The sequence below is a fragment of the Sedimenticola thiotaurini genome, assembly GCF_001007875.1.
In the GTDB taxonomy this organism is placed as follows: Bacteria; Pseudomonadota; Gammaproteobacteria; order Chromatiales; family Chromatiaceae; genus Sedimenticola; species Sedimenticola thiotaurini.
Genome location: NZ_CP011412.1, coordinates 1,507,114 through 1,523,694, shown reverse-complemented (window position 1 = coordinate 1,523,694; position 16,581 = coordinate 1,507,114). Strand labels below are relative to the sequence as shown.

Below are 16,581 nucleotides of genomic sequence, written 5' to 3'. Positions count from 1 at the left end.
CCAAGGAGCGAACGATGGATATTGCGGACATGGCAGACAAGTTTATCGAAGACCAGGTACTGACCTCGGTGAGACGGATTCGGGAGCATGGCGTCAAACAGGGTGTTTCAGCGCCGCTCAACCAGCGCCGTTGCAGCCACTGCGATACCCCGATTCCCCGGGCCCGGGTCAAGGCGGTGCCCGGCTGTTCCCTTTGTGTGCCGTGCGCCACCCGACAGGAGCGGGAGCAGGCCGGGATCTTCACTGCGACCGAACCACAGCGGATCAATGCCGAGCTGGATGATTACCTGCTGAGTATCTGCTGAGGGGTAGTCCCCGGCAGTGGGTGATGGAGCAAATCTGCCCGTCTTGAAGGATGCAGTGACGCGGATCGTTTGGAAAAATCCTGCACCCCGCGCCGGTGCCGACCAACCGGTGGAACTGATCCATCATCGGCATGTCACACCGGGTGCGGGTGCAGCAGGTAGACACGCTCCTGCATGGCGGTCAGACCCCGCTGCCGGAAACGGGGGCTTTCATCCAGAATATCCCGGGTGAGGATGTTCTCCACGTCATAGCGGTCTGCGTAGAAGCCATTTACCTCGCTCTGGTGCACCGAGAAGGGTGGGCCAGCCATCTGCTCCTGGGGATACTCCATGGTGACCAGTAAAATGGGCAGGGCGGTGGGGCAGAGGCTCTGCAACTTGTCCGCGTAAGCAGGCCGCAGGCGCGGCGGCATGGCGATCAGTGAGGCGCGGTCATAGACCGCCTGACAGTGTGCGACAGCGGATGGCTGCAGGGAAAAGAAATCGCCACAGATAATCTCCAGTTCATCGCAGGACCAGTGTTCCATGCCGTTTTCCGATCTGACTTCGGGTTGCAGGTTGTTCTCCCGGAAGAAGTCGGCCACCGCAATCGGGCTGAGTTCAATACCCAATACCCGGTAACCCTGCTCCAGCAGCCAGAGCATGTCCCGGCTCTTGCCGCACAGGGGCACAAAAACGGTGGACCCGGCGGGCAGTTGCAACCGGGACCAGTACTCCTGCAGGTAACTGTTGATCTCCTGCTGGTGAAAGCCGATCTGATTTTTCTCCCAGCGTTCGTGCCAGAACTGTTTATCCATCCATCCCTTCCCTTGTCTATTCGTTTAACCAGTCCCTGGGTTTCAGGTAGTGGTCGTACAGCAGTGCCTCTTCGGAACCGGCCTGGGGAGTCCAATCATAGCGCCATTTCACCAGCGGTGGCATGGACATCAGGATGGATTCCGTCCGTCCGCCGCTCTGCAGACCAAACAGGGTGCCCCGGTCGTGCACCAGGTTGAATTCCACATAGCGGCCACGCCGGTAGAGCTGGAAGTCCCGTTGTCGCCCTTCGTATGGCTGCTGCTTGCGTCTCTCCACAATGGGCAGATAGGCCGGCAGGTAGTGATCCCCCACGCTCTGCATGAAACGGAAGCAGGTTTCGAATCCCCACTCATTGAGGTCGTCAAAGAAGAGTCCGCCGATACCCCGCGGCTCCTTGCGATGACGCAGGTAGAAATAGTCATCACACCACTGCTTGAAGCGATTGTAGGTGTGGTCACCAAACCCCTCGCAGGCGTCGGCCGCGCTGCGGTGCCAGTGGCGGCAGTCCTCCTCGTTCCCGTAGTAGGGTGTGAGGTCGAAACCGCCACCAAACCACCAGATGGGCGCTTCATCCTCCCGCTCGGCGATAAAAAATCGCACATTGGCGTGGGAGGTGGGTACGTAAGGATTCCAGGGGTGGATCACCAGGGAGACGCCCATCGCCTCGAACGCCCGCCCGGCCAGTTCCGGTCGATGGGCGGTTGCCGAAGCTGGCAGGCTCTCCCCGATCACGTGGGAGAAATTGACGCCACCCTGTTCGATGACGTTGCCCTCCTGGATCACCCGGGTGATACCGCCACCCCCCAGTCCATGCCGGGGTTCCCGCTCCCACTGGTCGGTTTTGAATCTGGCCTGACCATCACACGCCTCCAGTGCGTCGCAGATCTGCTGTTGCAGCTGTTGCAGGTAGCGGCTGACAGCGGATTTATCGGGACTGGTCATATAGGGGGTACTCTCTCAGCGGAATAGCCGGTTACATACCATTGGCGAACTTTTTGTGCTGGGTAATACCGCTTTCGCGGATCGGCTTGAGGGCGGCGGCGTAGTTACCGAGCAGGCTGAGGGCCCATTCAATCCGCTCCCTGAAATAGGCATCCGCCTCCGGCTTGTTGTCGGCCGGGTCGGAGTTCAACACGCCCTCAACATGGCGCACGATGACCTGTTCCGGGATATAGCAGATGCGGTTGTTTTTGTAGCTGCTCATGCGCAATTCGGCCACCGGGTAGGCGCCGCCATCGCCGGAGGAGACCGTCACGATCAGCGCCGGTTTGTGTCCCACTTCTTTATGGCCACAGAGGAGAAACAGGTTTTTCAGTCCGGAGGGGACCTGCCCATGCCACTCGGGGGAGATAACCACGAACCCGTCACTGCTGCCAAACTGGTCGCGCATCGGCTGCAGAAGTTCGTTCCACTCCGGGTCGTTCTCCCAGATTCGCTGGTCCCACAGGGGCAGCGGATTGTCTGCCAGGCTGAAAATCTCTGCCTCGTCACAGTAGTCTGAATCTTGCAGAACCTGGCGCATATGCCGGGCCACTTTCATGCTTTGGGAGGGGTTGCGATGGCTGCCACTGATAATGGTTATTTTCATGCTTCTTCCTGGGGTGTTAAAAACGCCCACCATCGGTGGGCTGTTAAAAACCTACGATAATGATAGGTTATTAAGATGTCAATCCTGCGGAGATTTCGCCTGCCAACTCCCCCAGAGCCCGGCAATATCTCAAACTGGAGAGCAGTGACGCGGGGCTGCCGAAACACTTTCCTCGCAGCGCCGGCGCTAATCCGTCGGGGGCAGCCGATCCACAGCAACCCGGAAACAGGTTGATTGGTGGATACTGAAGAGGTAATGTGAAATCCGGATGAAATCGGGCAACGTTCCGACGATGGCAGCAATCATACGGGTCGGTCTGCTCAGCCTGTTTATGAAATTGAGATCTCCAGGTGGCTGCGGCGCTTGCAACGGTTCTGGCCGTTCGGGAGACGGCTCTGCCCGTCCGGTACCTGGGGGCGATCGATCCATTTTCGAACCGACAGCCGGAATCCGTTAATGGTGGTTCCATTAAGCCGTTTGATGGTCTTATTCACCTTATCGTCGGGATAGATATCGATCAGCCCATGAAACTCTATCGCGCCACTGTCCACGTCCAGGATACGGACCAGCTTGCATTTGGTGACGGCGGGGCCGTTATGGAAAGGAAAGTACCACCTGGGTTTTAAAGCGGCCTGAATCACCTCGGTAAGCGCCTGCCGGGTGATGGTGGGGGGAACATGGGGTATCAAGATCTTCATCAGGTTCCAGTGTAATCAACCGCTGATACCCGGTCGATGAGAATTAATAACCGGTCTGCTCGGAGGGTGTGGAAGAGTCGGCAAGTTGGCGGCTTCCCCGGCCGGGAATTTGATGGTCCCGGCCTGGATTCAGCTGGGAGATGATCATCTCAAACTTTTCGAACTTGGGGTGGCTTTGCAGCGGCTGGTTGTTTTGATAGACCTGTCTAGCGGCATCCAACTGATAGACAGGTCGGTAACCGGATTCGCTGAGCTGTTTGATCTCATCAGACAGATTGTCCAGCACCAGAGAATCCGGCCCCTCCCCGATGATCAGTACCATGTGGGGTACGCCTGTCGGAGTGTGTACGTAACTCAACCGCAGCTGGTCTGCCGGGATGGTGTTGTGGATGGCCGGATCCAACATCTTGGCGATGCTGATATCCTCGCAATCCCCGGTTCCCAGTTGCAGGGTCTCGGCGGGTGATTGCCAGTGATCCTCCCTGCTGTCCGGTTTGTACCTGATCAACCGGTTCCATTGGCGATTGATGGCTGCCAGTTCCCCGATGTCGGGACCGCCTGGCAGGCGTTTCTGGTGAACCTTGGCCTGGATCTTCTGGGGCTGGATTTTATGGGTGGCGCAGCCGCTCAGCAGCGCGGGGGCGGCCAGGCCAATCAGTAGATAACGAAACAGGTTGATCATCGGTCCGACACCCCATAAGTCCATGCCTCCCCGGTGGTGTTGATACCCCGGGCTGGCAGAGCCACTGCTCAAGGCTATCAGACGATGGCCTATTTATCTATCCCGGATTGCATCAATAACTTACTGAATACAGGTTAAAAAATCGAAAAGGCCGGCAGTGGTGGCGGGGGTCGTTGCAATCCGGTAGTTGAGTTTTTGTCTTCATCTGGTTCAGCCGGGCAGCAGACTGGACTAGAATGGCCTAATCAGTCTCTTTTGTCCGGTTGACCATGGCACGGAAGAGATCACTTCACCCTGCCGGATAGGCGCATGGATACTTCTGAATTTGGATTTTGGGCAATGCTGGTGTTCTGGGGTACCGCGCTTGGCAGTATCGCGTTGGGTATCAGCTGGGCCAGGATAAAGGGACGCAATCCGGTGCGTCGGGCGCAGCTGGAAAAATCCCTCAGGCGTCGCTTGGTGGCGGGTGAAATAACCCCTGAAGAGTACGACAGGAGAATGGCCGCCCTGCCAAAGGATGATCGGCAGCACTAGGGGTCAGCGATTGACAACTCTCCAGGCGGACCTGGCCGGTTAACTGTTAATGTAGGTCCCGTGGGTGCCCGGTCAGCTGGAAAATCCACCCGCCAAGCCCCATCTTAAGTAGCACAACAATATCGCCGGAATCAGGTAAAAGTTATGCAATACAAAGACTATTATGCGGTCATGGGTGTCAAAAAGGACGCGACTCAGGATGAGATCAAACGCGCCTACCGTCGGCTGGCGAGAAAGTATCATCCGGATGTCAGCAAAGAGGCGGATGCCGAGGCCCGCTTCAAGGAGGTGGGTGAAGCCTACGAGGTGCTCAAGGACCCGGAGAAGCGGGCCGCCTACGATCAGTTGGGGGCCAACTGGAAAGCGGGGCAGGATTTCCGGCCGCCGCCGGACTGGGATGCGGGGTTTGAATTCAGTGGAGGCGGTTTCACCGGTGGTGATGCGGCGGATTACAGCGACTTCTTCGAGACCCTGTTTGGGCGCGGCTTCAGTTCGGCTTTTCACACTGCCCATCATGGGGCGGGCGAGTTTCATGCATCGGGCCAGGATCATCACGCCAAGGTATTGATTGATCTGGAAGACGCCTTCACCGGGGCGGTTCGCAGCATCAGTCTGCGCACCCCGGAGCTGGATCCACGGGGACATGTGGTTACCCGGGAGCGGACTCTGAATGTCCGCATACCCAAGGGCGTCCGTCAGGGCCAGCAGATCCGTCTGGCCGGCCAGGGAACTCCCGGCATTGGCCAGGGGCCGGCCGGAGACCTTTATCTGGAAATCGAGTTCAAACCGCATCGGCTGTTCCGGATCGACGGACGGGATCTCTATATCGATCTGCCGGTGTCGCCCTGGGAGGCGGCGCTGGGCGCCAAGGTGAAATTGCCGACGCCGGCCGGGGTGATCGATGTGACCATTCCCGCCGGTTCAAGCGGCGGGCGTAAACTGCGCCTGAAAGGGCGCGGAATACCCGCCAGCCATCCTGGTGATCTGTACGCCATATTGCAGATCGCCCTGCCGCCGGCGGACAATGAGAAAGCGCAAGCGCTGTACCGTAAAATGGCACAAGAACTGGCATTCAACCCACGTGCCGGACTGGGGGTATAGATGAAACAGGAAAATGACATTGTGGCCGGCCTGTTGCTGAATGAAGAGTGTCTGCTCACGCTGGGCGAACTGAGTCGTTCCTGCCGGGTGCATGCGGAGTGGATCGTGGAGCTGGTGGAGCAGGGGATCATCGAACCCCATGGTGATGATCTGCAGCATTGGCGCTTCCCGGGCGACTGCCTGAGCCGGGTGCAACAGGTGCAGCGGCTGCAACGGGATCTCGGGGTGAACCTGGCCGGTGCCGCTCTGGCCCTGGAGCTGTTGGATGAGGTGCGCCGTCTGCGCCGACGCCTGTCCATACTGGAGCAGGGGCTGCGCTGAACCTGTCTCGAAAGCCGCCGGACGCCGAGCGCTCCGGAACCACTGCTCGAGTCAGTCCCGGCAGGGGCTCAGCTGAACAGGCGCGGCAACAGCAGGGTGATGGACGGGAACAGGATCAGGATCACAACGCGGACAAAGTCGGAGATCAGGAAGGGGGCGACCCCTTTGAAACTCTCGATCATCGGCACATTGTCCGCCATCTTGTTGATGATGAACACATTCATCCCCACTGGCGGGGTGATCAGCCCCACTTCCACCACGATCAGGGCGATAATGCCGAACCAGACCTTCAGCTCCTCCGGATCCATACCGAAGTCGAGTCCCATCAGAATCGGCCAGAACACCGGAATGGTGAGCAGGATCATGGAGAGGGAGTCCATGACGCAGCCGAAAATCAGGTAGAGCACCAGCATGGCGATCAGTACCAGGTAGGGTGACAGGCCACTGTCACTGATCAGGCTGGCGGCCTCCGATGGCATCTGGGTCAGGGCCAGAAAAGCGTTGAACACATCGGCGCCAAACACGATCAGGAAGATCATGCCGGTGGCAGAGGCGGTGCCCAGCAGACACTCGCGCAATCCCTCCCAGTGCAAATGGCCATGAAAAAATGCCAGCAGACCGGTAGCGACCGCCCCCACAGCAGCTCCCTCGGTTGGTGTGAAAGCGCCGCCATAGATGCCGCCGATCACGATCAGGAAGATCACGGTGACCGCCCACACATCGGCCAGGCTGGCCAGTTTCTCCCGCCAACTGCTGGCGGGACCGGCGGGGCCCGCGTCGGGCACCAGCCGCACATAGACCGAGACCGCTATCAGGTAACCCAGGGCCGCCAGGAAGCCGGGAATGAAGGCTGCCTGAAACATGGTGGCGATGTTGCCCTCGGTGAGGATGGCATAGATCACCAGGATTACCGAGGGGGGGATCAGGATGCCGAGCGTGCCGCCGGCAGCCAGGGCGCCGGTCGCCAGACTGCCGGAGTAGCCGTGGCGTTTCAGTTCCGGCAGCGCCACCTGACCAATAGTGGCGGCGGTGGCCAGTGATGAGCCGCAGATGGCACCGAAGCCGGCACAACCACCGATGGCCGCCATGGCGATCCCACCCCGGCGATGTCCCAGCCAGACACTGGCGGTATGGAACAGGGCACGACTCAGGCCGGCCTTGCTGGCGAACTGCCCCATGAGCAGAAACAGCGGAACCACGGAGAGATCGTAGGTGCTGAAACGCCAGTAGGCGGCGGTTTTGAGATAGCTGATCAGCGGTGTCCAGCCGGACAGCGTCACATAACCCACCATGCCCACCAGCAGCATGGCCACCCCGATCGAGATGCGCAGTGCGATCAGTAACAGCAGTACCGCAAACATCAGGGCACCAATTTCCATACCACTCATAGGGAACGATGACTCCATTGGCGCACCCCGGTGTAGAGACAGACCAGGGTCAGCAGGGCGAGAGAGGCCACAATAGGGATGAAACCCCACCAGCGGGACAGTCCCAGGATCATGGTCTGTTCACCGTACTGGTACATGTCATAGCCACCCAGTGCCAGGCGCCAGGTCAGGAGCCCGGCGATCAGCCCGTAGATCAGGCTGCTGACGGCGTCCATACGGCTGCGGGTTCTGTCCCGGGCCCGCAGGGTGAAAAAATCCACCACCACGTTACCGCTGTGCAGTTGGCAGTAGGGGAGGAAGGCGAATACGGCGATGGCACAACCGACCTCGACCAGTTCAAAGTCCCCCGGTACCGGCAGACTGAACAGGTAACGGCCGATAATGCTGGCCACGGTCATCAGGGCCAGTCCCAGCAGCACCAGTCCGCCAGCGGTGGCGAACAGGTTGCTGAGGCCGTATACCACCCTTTCCAGTGGAGAGCGGGATCTGTTATCGGTGATGGTGGTCATGATGGGAAACCGGGCGGCCAGCGAAACTTATTGGCTGTACTTGGTCACCAGGGCCTTGGCCTCTTCGTAGAGCTGTCGACCATCCAGTCCCCGCTTGTCCATCGCCTTGATCCAGTTCTCCACCACCGGTTGGGCTGCCTGTTTCCAGCGCTCCAACTCTTCTCCCTCAATGGTGTTGAACTGATTGCCGGCCTGCCTGGCGGCCTCCCGGCCCGGGTTGTCGGCCTGGTCCCAGATGGCGCCGATCTGCCTGGCCAGGGCCAGGCCGGAGTTGTTGTCGATGACCTGTTTCAGATCCGCCGGCAGGCTGTCGTAACGGGCCTTGTTCATGCCGAACAGGAACACGGTGGTGTAGATGCCCTGTTCCCCACCAAATTCACTGTGATATTTGACCAGTTCGTGGACCTTGAGGGGCAGGGTCACTTCATAGGGCAGCACTGTGCCATCCACCACGCCCTTGGAGAGGGCCTGGGGAACCGCCGGAACCGGCATGCCGACCGGCGTGGCGCCCAGTAGTTTCAACGCCTCGTTGATGGTACGGGTGGGGGCCCGGACCTTGCTGTCCTGCAGATCCTCCAGGGTGCGGATCGGCTTGTCCCGCATATGGAACTGTCCCGGTGCGTGGGTGTGGATCAGGATCGGGTGGATCGATCGGTACTCCGCCTGCATGTGCTGCTGATAGAACTCCCAGGCCGCCTGACTGGTGGCCTCGGCGGTGCCCGCCACAAAGGGCAGTTCGAACACCTCGGTCAGGGGGAAGCGACCGCGGGTGTAGCCGGGCACGGTCCAGACAATATCGGCCACGCCATCCCGTGCCTGGTCAAACAGCTGTGGCGGCTTGCCTCCCAGTTGCATGGCGGGGTAGATCTTGATTTCGATGCGTCCATTGGACTCCTTCATCACCTTGTCGGCCCAGGGTTGGATGAATTGGCTATGGGCGGTGGATGAAGGGGGCAGGAAGTGGTGGATTTTCAGTTCCACCTCCGCGGCGGCTGACAAGCCGGGCAGCAGCAGGGCCAGAATCGCAGATTGAAAAAGTTTTCTGGTAGGCATTCGCATGGGTGTCCTCTGCGCAGTCGGGTATGCAGGAGCTGTTTTGACTGGAAAGTCGGGGCGCCGATAGGGGCTCTTCAAACAGTTACTGCAGTTTGTGATTTGGAGCCTTTTCAGTGGCTGTTTCCGAAAAACCCCCAATAATACGCACTTATTACGGCTATTTGAAATGGATAGCGCCGCCGCCCGGTGTCGCTGTGGGCAACCGGTTGTCTCACCAGCGCCGGATCGACCCCGATCAGCCGGCTCAGCAAGGCCATTGATGAGCGTTTTTGGGTTAGGCAACCGGTACTGTTTGGCTTATGCTGTCCTGTATACGCCTGCCAAACTGGTCTACTGATGACACCCACAATCCTGATACTGTTAAGTGGCCTGGGCCTGCTGCTGGTAGGGGTCGGGCTGCTGGGTACCCTGTTGGGTATGCGGGCGACCCTGGCCCAGTTCAGCAATATCGATATCGGCTTCATCATGGGGGGGTACTACGCCGGCTACATCATCGGCACCCTGGTGGTGCCCCGGGTGATCCGTAACGTGGGGCATATCCGATCGTTCGCCACTTTTGCCGCTGTGGGTGCGGCCACCAGCCTGGCCTTTGGCTTGCTGGTGCATCCCTGGGTCTGGCTGGTGTTGCGGGTATTCAATGGACTCTGTGTGGTGGGGCTCTATATGGTGGTGGAGAGCTGGCTCAATGAGCAGAGTGACGGATCTGCCCGGGGTCGCATCTTCTCACTCTACATGATGAGCACCCTGGTGGCGCTGGGTCTTGGTCAGATGCTGCTGCTGGCGGGTGACACCATGGAACTGACTCTGTTTGCCCTGGCGGCCATACTGATCTCCCTGGGCGTGGTGCCGGTGGCCGTGACCCGGGTACATGAACCCCGCATCGAGAACGAGGTGACGGCCCGCTTTACCGAACTGTTGCGGGCCACCCCTTTTGGATTTATCGGGGCTCTCTCTGCCGGGCTGGTGAATGGCGCTTTCTGGGGTATGACGCCGGTGTTCGGCCAACGGCTGGCGCTGGGGGATGGGCAGATCGCCATGCTGATGAGTGCGACCATTTTCGGCGGGGCCATTCTGCAGTGGCCGATCGGGCATATCTCTGATCGCCTGGACCGGCGCCTGGTGCTGGTGCTCACCAGTCTCTGCACGGCGGTGGTGGCGGGTGTCACGGCACTGATCGTGATACGAAACTACCCGGGATTGACCGTTTCCGCTTTTCTGCATGGTGGCCTGATGTTCTCGCTGTACGGTATCAGCGTGGCCTACTCCTATGATCACCTGAAACCGGGGCAGGCGCTGGAGGCGACCCGCAGCCTGCTGCTGATTTACGGGGTGGGGGCTCTGTGCGGGCCGCTACTGGTGGGTATCGCCATGGATCTGATCGGGCCGGTCGGGTTACCGGTGGTATCCGCCACCACCACCGGCACCCTGGCCCTGTTCGGACTCTACCGCATGTCCCGACGCTCGGCGCCGCCGGTGGAGGAGCAGACCGAGTTCGTGCCCCTGGTACGTACCACGCCGGTGGTACTGGAGATGCATCCCGACGTGGACGAGAACCTGGAACCAGCATCGGAAACGGAGCTGGATATAGGGCAACGGTAGTGACGCCCGATCCAGCCGGCCGATCCCCAATCGCTTCCCTTTTTTCCGTCCTCTTCAGTATGCAGGCGCGTCTGCCTGGTAGTGCAGGCCTTTCTCGACGGCCTGCTCCCTGATGGTGCTGTAGAGCTTGTAATCCAGAGACTCCTCCGCTTCGCCGCTCTGTGCCACTTTCTGACGGATATAGTCGGCCCGCTGTTCCGCCAGTCGGCTGATCTTCTGTTGCAGTGCCTGACGTGTCGCCGCCTGCTCCTCGATCAACGCCTGCTGCTCCTCCGGCGCCATGGCCTGCATGGGGGCGGGCAGTTTTTCCGTTTCAATGGTGGCGATATCGACCCGGCCGCTGGCGATATCATCCACCAGTTCACCCTTGCCGAGAAAGTTCGCCTTGCCGCTCGACGAGGCGTTGAAGGTGGCGCGGCGGGCGCGGGAGGCCACCGACGCGTCCGCATGCAGTTTCTCGCTGGCGGCCAACTTCTTCTGCTGGAGCCGTTTGTCTGCCGCGCTGCCGTAGTAGATACGGGTCCGGTCCAGCGCTTCTGACAGGCTGGCGATCTCTGCATCGAAGGGGGTGGTGATGGCCAGGGCGCCGCCGCTTTGTTCCACCTGGAAATAGCGGCCGCCGCCCTGTTGGGCGATACGGCTCCAGCTCTGCCGGGTGTTGCGGTCCTCACCGCACTGGATGGTATTGATCAGGATGCCCCGCTGTCTGGCCTGGCCGACCAGAGCGGGATATTGCACTTCGTTATAGTCCATGTGGGGCGGTGCATCCCCCACCAGGAAGACCACCCGGTAGCTGTTCTCATCCTGGCTCCAGGAGATCCGGTTGAGCGCATCATTCAGGGCCTGGTTGACACTCTCCGGGCCGTCGCCGCCACCCGCCGCCTGGAACTCCATCAGGGCCGCGTACATGCTGTCCAGATCATCCGACAGATCCAGTACCCGGGTGATATAGCTGTCCCCCCGATCCCGATAGGCCACCAGGCCCATGCGGATCTCCGGGGCCGACTCGGCGGAAGCCATGGAGCTGGCGATGGACCAGATCTTCTCCTTGGCCGCCTGGATCATACCGCCCATGCTGCCGGTGGTATCCAGCACGAACACCACTTCGATGCGCTGCTGCTGCCGGATGGCCGGATCGGTTTGCGGCGGCTGAGCCGGCTGGATGATCGGCGCTGCCACGGCGCCGGTGCCCTGGTAGGCGGGATAGAGGACGATACCGCCTGCGGTGGCGGTGAATAACGAAATGGCGATGATTTTTGCTTTCATGATGTTGTTCCCTTGGTTATCGATGCATGGATGTCAGGCGACACAGAGCGGCCTCGGCGGCCTGTTCGGCCTGCTGGAAGCGGTCGGTTGAGTGCCCTGACGATCGGTTGTCCCGGGTGGTTTTTTTCAGATCGGCGGGGATGGCGCTGAACAGCGCCTGCAACAGAAAAAAGCACCAGATGGTGAGCAGCAGGCTGCCGGTGTGCAGGGCCGCCCAGATGGCGGCCGCCAGGCCCAGTCCGCTCAGCCCCAGGTCCGCCAGGGCAGAGAGCGGACTGCTGTGGAAATAGAGCGAGCGAATCAGCCAGATCAGGCCGATGTGCAGCGCCAGATAGAGCGTGAGCGGCGGATCCAGCAAGCCGATCAGGATGGCGCAGATCAGCCAGACAACGGCGGTAACCAGCCGACCCAGCCGTTCACTGCTGCGTCGGAACAGGTAGAGACTGTAGGCCAGGCCGAGCCCGGCAATCAGCAGTTTCAGCAGGGGGAGATCCGGCATCACCGGTGACAGGGCGCTGAACAGGATCGAACCGGTCAGGCTGGCGGCCAGGGCGATGCCGACCCCTTCCAGAAAAGTGGGCCGTTTCATGACTGACTCCTGCGCTGTTTCTCCCGCAGAAAGGCGACCTCCACGTCCGCCTCCTCGACCCGGATCGGTTCGGGGCCTCCGCTGTTGTGCTCCCTGTCCGGTGCTGCGTCACTTGCCAGCAACCGGGCCTTCTGACGCAGGCTCTCCAGTCGGGTGCGGTTCTCATCCTGACGCCTGGACAGTTCGGCCAGGGTCTGGTGCAGGCTGTCACGGCGGCGCTGCTGTTGCTCGGCGAACTGTGCCAGCTCCAGTTTTTTCCGGATCAGCTGCCTGGCCAGGGACTCCTGGTCTGATTGAAAACAGATATCCAGCTCCTGATCCATGCCGGCCAGCTTCTCCTGCCACCCCTGCAGGCGGCTGTTCAGCTGCGCCAGTTCATGCTTAAGCAGGCGACTGCGTTGGCTCTGCTCGGCGTAGGCCGACTCCATCTCCCGGATCGCCTGTTTAAGCAGCAGATCCGGCTCCTCTATACGGTCGAGTACCGCATGCAGGTCGGCCCGGAAGAGTCGGGATATTCGGTTTATCAATGCCATGGATGACCTCCTGTTGACTGGTCCTGGTGATGGGATGGATACAGTCTAGGGTTGGCCATCGGCCGCTTGTAGGAGCGGTTTTGTAAAATGATCCGCTGCCGGTTTACAAAAGTTTTACATGTCGCTGTTCACACAAACTGGTAGGCTTTTGGGCAGTCTGAAACCGTATGTCAGAGAGTCTGGGAAGCGATGTCACGCAAGATCCGTCTGTTGATAGTGGAAGATGAACCGGCCATACGCACCGGCCTGGTGGATCTGTTCGTGTTTCATGGCTACCAGGTGGAGTGCGCCGAAGATGGCCGGGAGGGGCTGCGGCTGGCCCTGAGTGGACGCTATGATCTGCTCCTGCTGGACGTGATGCTGCCCGGCGTCAACGGTTTCGATATCTGTGCCCAGGTGAGGGAGCAGGATCGGGAACAGCCGATCATCATGTTGACCGCCAAGAGTGCTGACGAAGATGTGATCCAGGGACTCTCCCTGGGGGCCGACGACTACGTGGCAAAGCCGTTTTCGGTCGCCCAACTGGTGCTGCGTGTGCAGGCGGTGTTGCGCCGGGCACGGGTCAGTGGTGAGGTGGAGAACCGGATACGGCTGGGTGACACCGTGGAGCTGGATTGCCGCAATCTGTCCGGTCGCTGCGGGGATCAGGAGCACGCCTTTACCCGCCGGGAGATGGAGCTGCTGCAGTATCTGCATGCCAACGCGGAACGGCCGGTCTCCCGGGATGAACTGCTGACCCGGGTGTGGGGCTATGCCCGGAATCTCGACCTGGAGACCCGCACGGTGGATATCCATATCGCCAAGCTGCGGCGCAAGATCGAGCCGGACGCAACCAATCCCCGTTACCTGGTGACGGTACGCGGCGCCGGTTACCGGTTGCTGGTGGAGTAGCCATGGGCTCTGGATCCCGATTGGCCGGTCTCAGTCCCGCACAGCTGCGTCGCTGGCTGCTGCTGTTTTTCCTGGCGCTGCTGATCCCCTCCGGCATACTGATCCAGCAATCCTACAGCCAGCTCAAGTGGGAGGCGTTCCACCTCTACCGGGTGCAGGCGGAGGAGCTGAGTAGCCGTATCAATGAACGCCTGATGCGCCTGGTCGGAACCGAAGAGCAGCGCGGTTTTACCGACTACGCCTTCCTGGTGGTGGCGGGGGAGGCCCGGGCGGGATTTGTGCAGCGCTCGGCCCTGTCCCGCTATCCGGTGGAGGCGCCACTGCCTGGGGTGATCGGCTATTTCCAGGTGGATGATGCCGGCCGTTTCAGTACGCCGCTGTTGCCGGCTCCGCCGGATCAGGCGGCCCGCTACGGTATCTCCGCGGCGGAACTGGCACAGCGACAGTCACTGCACAACCGGTTACAGCAGATCCTCAGTGAGAACCGGCTGGTTCAGGCGGCGGTGGCTCCCGCCCCGGCGATAGATGAGCATGGGACGGCGGATGATAGCTCACTGCGCCCGTCCACCGGCAGCTTGTCCAGCGCACCCGATGCCCTGCGGGCGGGTCGTGCCGGTCAGCCCCAGGCGGCGTTTGATGCCCTGAACCAGGTGCAGCGCAAAGTCCAACCGGCGAACAAAGCGGGCATCAGTCAACCGCGCAGCCGGGTGGAGGATCTGCAGCTCGACCGCCGATTCGAGGAACAGCTGGCCGCTCCTGAGGCTCCCAAGGTGGCCGTGAGCAAGGCGCGTACGGCCCGCAAGGAGCGCAGCGCACTGCCGGCACCGACGTCCATCGAGGCGGAAGTTGATGGCGATCCGGCGGCTGCCCGACCCGGTCAGTCCGGCCTGCGCATCCACACCTTTGAGAGTGAGCTGGATCCGTTTGAGTTCAGCCTGCTGGATAGTGGCCATCTGGTGCTGTTTCGCAAGGTGTGGCGGGATGGGCGACGCTTTATCCAGGGGTTGCTGATCGAGCAGCAACCGTTTCTGCAGGCGGCCATCGGCGACCTGTTCCGGGAGACCAACCTGTCCGGCATGAGTGAGCTGACCGTCGCCTACCGGGGCGAGCTGTTCAGCACCTTCAGTGGTCAGCTTGCCGCCGCTTACCAGAGCCGGGCCCAGGCCGTGACGGGTTCGCTGCTCTACCGCACGCGTCTTGCCGCTCCCCTGAGTGAAATGGTGTTGATCTACAGTATCCGGCAGCTGCCGGCCGGGCCGGGGGGACGACTGATCCTCTGGGTGGCACTGATCCTGCTGCTGGTGCTGTGTGGCGGCTTCTATCTGCTCTATCGGCTCGGTCTGCGCCAGATCGCGCTGGCGCGGCAGCAACAGGATTTTGTCTCCGCCATCAGCCATGAACTGAAGACACCTCTGACCTCGATCCGCATGTATGGGGAGATGTTGCGGGAGGGCTGGGCCAGTGAAGAGAAAAAGCGGGCCTATTACGACTACATCTATGACGAGAGTGAACGTCTCAGCCGCCTGATCAATAATGTACTGCAACTGGCCCGCATGACCCGCAACGGCCTGGTCCTGGAGTTGAAGCCGGTCAGTGTGGCGCAACTGATGGAGAGTATCCGGACGAAAATCAGTGCTCCGGTGGCCCGGGCCGGTTTTCAGCTGGAGCTCCACAGCGACGGGGTGGTAGGGGACAACATGCTGAAGCTGGACAGTGACAGCTTCAGCCAGATCATGATCAACCTGGTGGACAATGCGCTGAAGTTCTCCGCCCGGGCAGAAGTGCAGCGAATCGAGATAGGGGCAGCGCTGGAACGGCACAACCAGGTGGTGTTCACGGTCCGGGATTTTGGTCCCGGCGTGCCCCGGGACCAGATGAAAAAGATCTTCCGACTGTTTTATCGCTCTGAAAATGAACTGACCCGGGAGACCGTTGGTACCGGGATCGGACTGGCCCTGGTCAGCCAGTTGGCCGCTGCCATGGGTGGTCGGGTGGATGTACTCAACCAGCAGCCCGGTGCGGCGTTCCGGGTTATTTTCCCGGTTCCGGCCGGCGCTCAGTGCGGTGAGTAGTAGACCCCGTGGATGTAGTTGTACAGGTGATCGATGACGATCTCCTGCTCATTGATGATGCTCTTGACCACGTCGCCGATACTGACCAGGCCGATCAACTGGTCGTCCTCCATGACCGGCAGGTGGCGAATGCGCTTGTCCGACATGATGGCCAGGCACTCCTCCATGCGCGTCTTCCTGCCCACGTAGCAGACTTCTGTGGTCATCACCTCTTTCACCAGGGTCTCTCTGGATGATTTGCCCTTGATAATGATCTTGCGCGCGTAGTCCCGCTCGGACAGGATGCCGATCAACTCTCCCCCCTGAATCACCAGCAGAGCACCGATATTCTTCCGATCCATCTGCACCAGTGCTTCATAAACCGTTGCGTCCGGCGTGATGGACCAGATCTGGTCATCCTTATCCGCCAGCAGATTTTCCACAAACATGGCTGCACCTCTCACTCTCATCGCTCAATCTTCTCCTGAGTATAGTAAGCGTGGGAAATTGTGGTCGTCCGGGTTATAGGGGTTATCCCGGTGAGAGGGGGACATGGGCGGGCCCGCTGCCGGTTGGTCGGATTGAATTGATTTTTCTCAAGGACGCTGCACCACAATAACCCTACTCTTGATATGTCAAATAGGACGGCAATGGTTCGATTGTTGCGTCCTT

General features: G+C 60.4%; 19 protein-coding genes. 7 read left to right on the top strand and 12 right to left on the bottom strand.

The annotated features are described in order from the left end of the window. Nucleotides 1-14: 14 nt before the first annotated feature. Nucleotides 15-305 (top strand): TraR/DksA C4-type zinc finger protein, encoded by a 291-nt coding sequence (locus tag AAY24_RS06880; RefSeq protein ID WP_046859063.1) that lies wholly within the window; start codon nucleotides 15-17, stop codon nucleotides 303-305. 134 nt (nucleotides 306-439) lie between these two features. On the opposite strand, the gene AAY24_RS06875 is transcribed toward AAY24_RS06880, so the two are convergent. The 5 genes from AAY24_RS06875 to AAY24_RS18465 all read right to left on the bottom strand — a co-directional run bounded on the left by AAY24_RS06875 (nucleotide 440) and on the right by AAY24_RS18465 (nucleotide 4,071). Continuing rightward, complete coding sequence (locus AAY24_RS06875) at nucleotides 440-1,102, bottom strand: thiopurine S-methyltransferase (protein WP_046859062.1); 663 nt, start codon at nucleotides 1,100-1,102, stop codon at nucleotides 440-442. 16 nt (nucleotides 1,103-1,118) lie between these two features. After that, nucleotides 1,119-2,045: an oxygen-dependent coproporphyrinogen oxidase gene (gene hemF, locus AAY24_RS06870; RefSeq protein ID WP_046859061.1), complete on the bottom strand. Its 927-nt coding sequence runs from the start codon at nucleotides 2,043-2,045 to the stop codon at nucleotides 1,119-1,121. Between the two features lie 31 nt (nucleotides 2,046-2,076). Further along, nucleotides 2,077-2,691 carry an NADPH-dependent FMN reductase gene (locus AAY24_RS06865; protein ID WP_046859060.1) on the bottom strand — a complete coding sequence of 205 codons (615 nt, stop codon included), beginning with the start codon at nucleotides 2,689-2,691 and terminating at the stop codon, nucleotides 2,077-2,079. A gap of 329 nt (nucleotides 2,692-3,020) precedes the next feature. Next, a complete protein-coding gene (locus AAY24_RS06860; RefSeq protein ID WP_046859059.1) occupies nucleotides 3,021-3,389 on the bottom strand; it encodes a hypothetical protein in 369 nt (122 codons plus the stop codon). A 43-nt stretch (nucleotides 3,390-3,432) separates the two neighbouring features. After that, nucleotides 3,433-4,071, bottom strand: coding sequence for a transglutaminase-like cysteine peptidase (locus tag AAY24_RS18465; protein WP_052761110.1), 639 nt, complete (start codon nucleotides 4,069-4,071; stop codon nucleotides 3,433-3,435). A 309-nt stretch (nucleotides 4,072-4,380) separates the two neighbouring features. On the opposite strand from AAY24_RS18465, the gene AAY24_RS06850 reads away from it, so the two are divergent. From AAY24_RS06850 to AAY24_RS06840, 3 genes are all read left to right on the top strand, one after another. Then, the gene (locus AAY24_RS06850) at nucleotides 4,381-4,605 is read left to right on the top strand and encodes an SHOCT domain-containing protein (RefSeq protein WP_046859058.1); all 225 of its coding nucleotides are present in this window, start codon (nucleotides 4,381-4,383) and stop codon (nucleotides 4,603-4,605) included. A 144-nt stretch (nucleotides 4,606-4,749) separates the two neighbouring features. Further along, a complete protein-coding gene (locus tag AAY24_RS06845; protein ID WP_046859057.1) occupies nucleotides 4,750-5,706 on the top strand; it encodes a DnaJ C-terminal domain-containing protein in 957 nt (318 codons plus the stop codon). After that, entirely contained in the window at nucleotides 5,707-6,027 is a 321-nt protein-coding gene (locus AAY24_RS06840; RefSeq protein ID WP_046859056.1) for a chaperone modulator CbpM, read from the top strand. A gap of 68 nt (nucleotides 6,028-6,095) precedes the next feature. Here AAY24_RS06840 and AAY24_RS06835 read toward each other — a convergent pair whose 3' ends face one another. The 3 genes from AAY24_RS06835 to AAY24_RS06825 are packed head-to-tail and all read right to left on the bottom strand — an operon-like array spanning nucleotide 6,096 to nucleotide 8,977. Continuing rightward, nucleotides 6,096-7,415, bottom strand: coding sequence for a TRAP transporter large permease (locus AAY24_RS06835; RefSeq protein WP_046859055.1), 1,320 nt, complete (start codon nucleotides 7,413-7,415; stop codon nucleotides 6,096-6,098). Beyond that, complete coding sequence (locus AAY24_RS06830) at nucleotides 7,412-7,924, bottom strand: TRAP transporter small permease (protein WP_046859054.1); 513 nt, start codon at nucleotides 7,922-7,924, stop codon at nucleotides 7,412-7,414. The genes AAY24_RS06835 and AAY24_RS06830 overlap by 4 nt, the downstream gene beginning before the upstream one ends. Before the next feature lie 27 nt (nucleotides 7,925-7,951). After that, nucleotides 7,952-8,977, bottom strand: a complete 1,026-nt coding sequence (locus AAY24_RS06825) for a TRAP transporter substrate-binding protein (protein ID WP_335337219.1) — start codon at nucleotides 8,975-8,977, stop codon at nucleotides 7,952-7,954. 339 nt (nucleotides 8,978-9,316) lie between these two features. Between AAY24_RS06825 and AAY24_RS06820 the strand changes: the two genes are divergently transcribed. Further along, entirely contained in the window at nucleotides 9,317-10,579 is a 1,263-nt protein-coding gene (locus AAY24_RS06820) for an MFS transporter (protein ID WP_046859052.1), read from the top strand. Nucleotides 10,580-10,633: 54 nt separating this feature from the next. On the opposite strand, the gene AAY24_RS06815 is transcribed toward AAY24_RS06820, so the two are convergent. The 3 genes from AAY24_RS06815 to AAY24_RS06805 are packed head-to-tail and all read right to left on the bottom strand — an operon-like array spanning nucleotide 10,634 to nucleotide 12,967. Further along, the gene (locus AAY24_RS06815) at nucleotides 10,634-11,845 is read right to left on the bottom strand and encodes a vWA domain-containing protein (RefSeq protein WP_046859051.1); all 1,212 of its coding nucleotides are present in this window, start codon (nucleotides 11,843-11,845) and stop codon (nucleotides 10,634-10,636) included. 16 nt (nucleotides 11,846-11,861) lie between these two features. Beyond that, complete coding sequence (locus AAY24_RS06810) at nucleotides 11,862-12,434, bottom strand: hypothetical protein (protein WP_046859050.1); 573 nt, start codon at nucleotides 12,432-12,434, stop codon at nucleotides 11,862-11,864. Next, the gene (locus AAY24_RS06805; RefSeq protein ID WP_046859049.1) at nucleotides 12,431-12,967 is read right to left on the bottom strand and encodes a PspA/IM30 family protein; all 537 of its coding nucleotides are present in this window, start codon (nucleotides 12,965-12,967) and stop codon (nucleotides 12,431-12,433) included. Before AAY24_RS06805 ends, AAY24_RS06810 begins: the two co-directional genes overlap by 4 nt. 189 nt (nucleotides 12,968-13,156) lie before the next feature. Here AAY24_RS06805 and AAY24_RS06800 point away from each other — a divergent pair, with 189 nt between their 5' ends. Further along, nucleotides 13,157-13,858, top strand: coding sequence for a response regulator transcription factor (locus AAY24_RS06800; protein ID WP_046859048.1), 702 nt, complete (start codon nucleotides 13,157-13,159; stop codon nucleotides 13,856-13,858). A 2-nt stretch (nucleotides 13,859-13,860) separates the two neighbouring features. Then, entirely contained in the window at nucleotides 13,861-15,930 is a 2,070-nt protein-coding gene (locus AAY24_RS06795) for a sensor histidine kinase (RefSeq protein WP_046859047.1), read from the top strand. Here the strand turns inward: AAY24_RS06795 and AAY24_RS06790 are convergent. Continuing rightward, nucleotides 15,915-16,379, bottom strand: a complete 465-nt coding sequence (locus AAY24_RS06790; RefSeq protein ID WP_234422259.1) for a CBS domain-containing protein — start codon at nucleotides 16,377-16,379, stop codon at nucleotides 15,915-15,917. The genes AAY24_RS06795 and AAY24_RS06790 overlap by 16 nt on opposite strands. Between the last annotated feature and the right edge of the window lie 202 nt (nucleotides 16,380-16,581).

What these genes read in the sequence shown, in the direction of transcription:
- AAY24_RS06880 (WP_046859063.1), top strand. Translation starts at nt 15, where the DNA reads ATGGATATTGCGGACATGGCAGACAAGTTTATCGAAGACCAGGTACTG.
- AAY24_RS06875 (WP_046859062.1), bottom strand. Translation starts at nt 1,102, where the DNA reads ATGGATAAACAGTTCTGGCACGAACGCTGGGAGAAAAATCAGATCGGC.
- hemF (WP_046859061.1), bottom strand. Translation starts at nt 2,045, where the DNA reads ATGACCAGTCCCGATAAATCCGCTGTCAGCCGCTACCTGCAACAGCTG.
- AAY24_RS06865 (WP_046859060.1), bottom strand. Translation starts at nt 2,691, where the DNA reads ATGAAAATAACCATTATCAGTGGCAGCCATCGCAACCCCTCCCAAAGC.
- AAY24_RS06860 (WP_046859059.1), bottom strand. Translation starts at nt 3,389, where the DNA reads ATGAAGATCTTGATACCCCATGTTCCCCCCACCATCACCCGGCAGGCG.
- AAY24_RS18465 (WP_052761110.1), bottom strand. Translation starts at nt 4,071, where the DNA reads ATGATCAACCTGTTTCGTTATCTACTGATTGGCCTGGCCGCCCCCGCG.
- AAY24_RS06850 (WP_046859058.1), top strand. Translation starts at nt 4,381, where the DNA reads ATGGATACTTCTGAATTTGGATTTTGGGCAATGCTGGTGTTCTGGGGT.
- AAY24_RS06845 (WP_046859057.1), top strand. Translation starts at nt 4,750, where the DNA reads ATGCAATACAAAGACTATTATGCGGTCATGGGTGTCAAAAAGGACGCG.
- AAY24_RS06840 (WP_046859056.1), top strand. Translation starts at nt 5,707, where the DNA reads ATGAAACAGGAAAATGACATTGTGGCCGGCCTGTTGCTGAATGAAGAG.
- AAY24_RS06835 (WP_046859055.1), bottom strand. Translation starts at nt 7,415, where the DNA reads ATGAGTGGTATGGAAATTGGTGCCCTGATGTTTGCGGTACTGCTGTTA.
- AAY24_RS06830 (WP_046859054.1), bottom strand. Translation starts at nt 7,924, where the DNA reads ATGACCACCATCACCGATAACAGATCCCGCTCTCCACTGGAAAGGGTG.
- AAY24_RS06825 (WP_335337219.1), bottom strand. Translation starts at nt 8,977, where the DNA reads ATGCCTACCAGAAAACTTTTTCAATCTGCGATTCTGGCCCTGCTGCTG.
- AAY24_RS06820 (WP_046859052.1), top strand. Translation starts at nt 9,317, where the DNA reads ATGACACCCACAATCCTGATACTGTTAAGTGGCCTGGGCCTGCTGCTG.
- AAY24_RS06815 (WP_046859051.1), bottom strand. Translation starts at nt 11,845, where the DNA reads ATGAAAGCAAAAATCATCGCCATTTCGTTATTCACCGCCACCGCAGGC.
- AAY24_RS06810 (WP_046859050.1), bottom strand. Translation starts at nt 12,434, where the DNA reads ATGAAACGGCCCACTTTTCTGGAAGGGGTCGGCATCGCCCTGGCCGCC.
- AAY24_RS06805 (WP_046859049.1), bottom strand. Translation starts at nt 12,967, where the DNA reads ATGGCATTGATAAACCGAATATCCCGACTCTTCCGGGCCGACCTGCAT.
- AAY24_RS06800 (WP_046859048.1), top strand. Translation starts at nt 13,157, where the DNA reads ATGTCACGCAAGATCCGTCTGTTGATAGTGGAAGATGAACCGGCCATA.
- AAY24_RS06795 (WP_046859047.1), top strand. Translation starts at nt 13,861, where the DNA reads ATGGGCTCTGGATCCCGATTGGCCGGTCTCAGTCCCGCACAGCTGCGT.
- AAY24_RS06790 (WP_234422259.1), bottom strand. Translation starts at nt 16,379, where the DNA reads ATGAGAGTGAGAGGTGCAGCCATGTTTGTGGAAAATCTGCTGGCGGAT.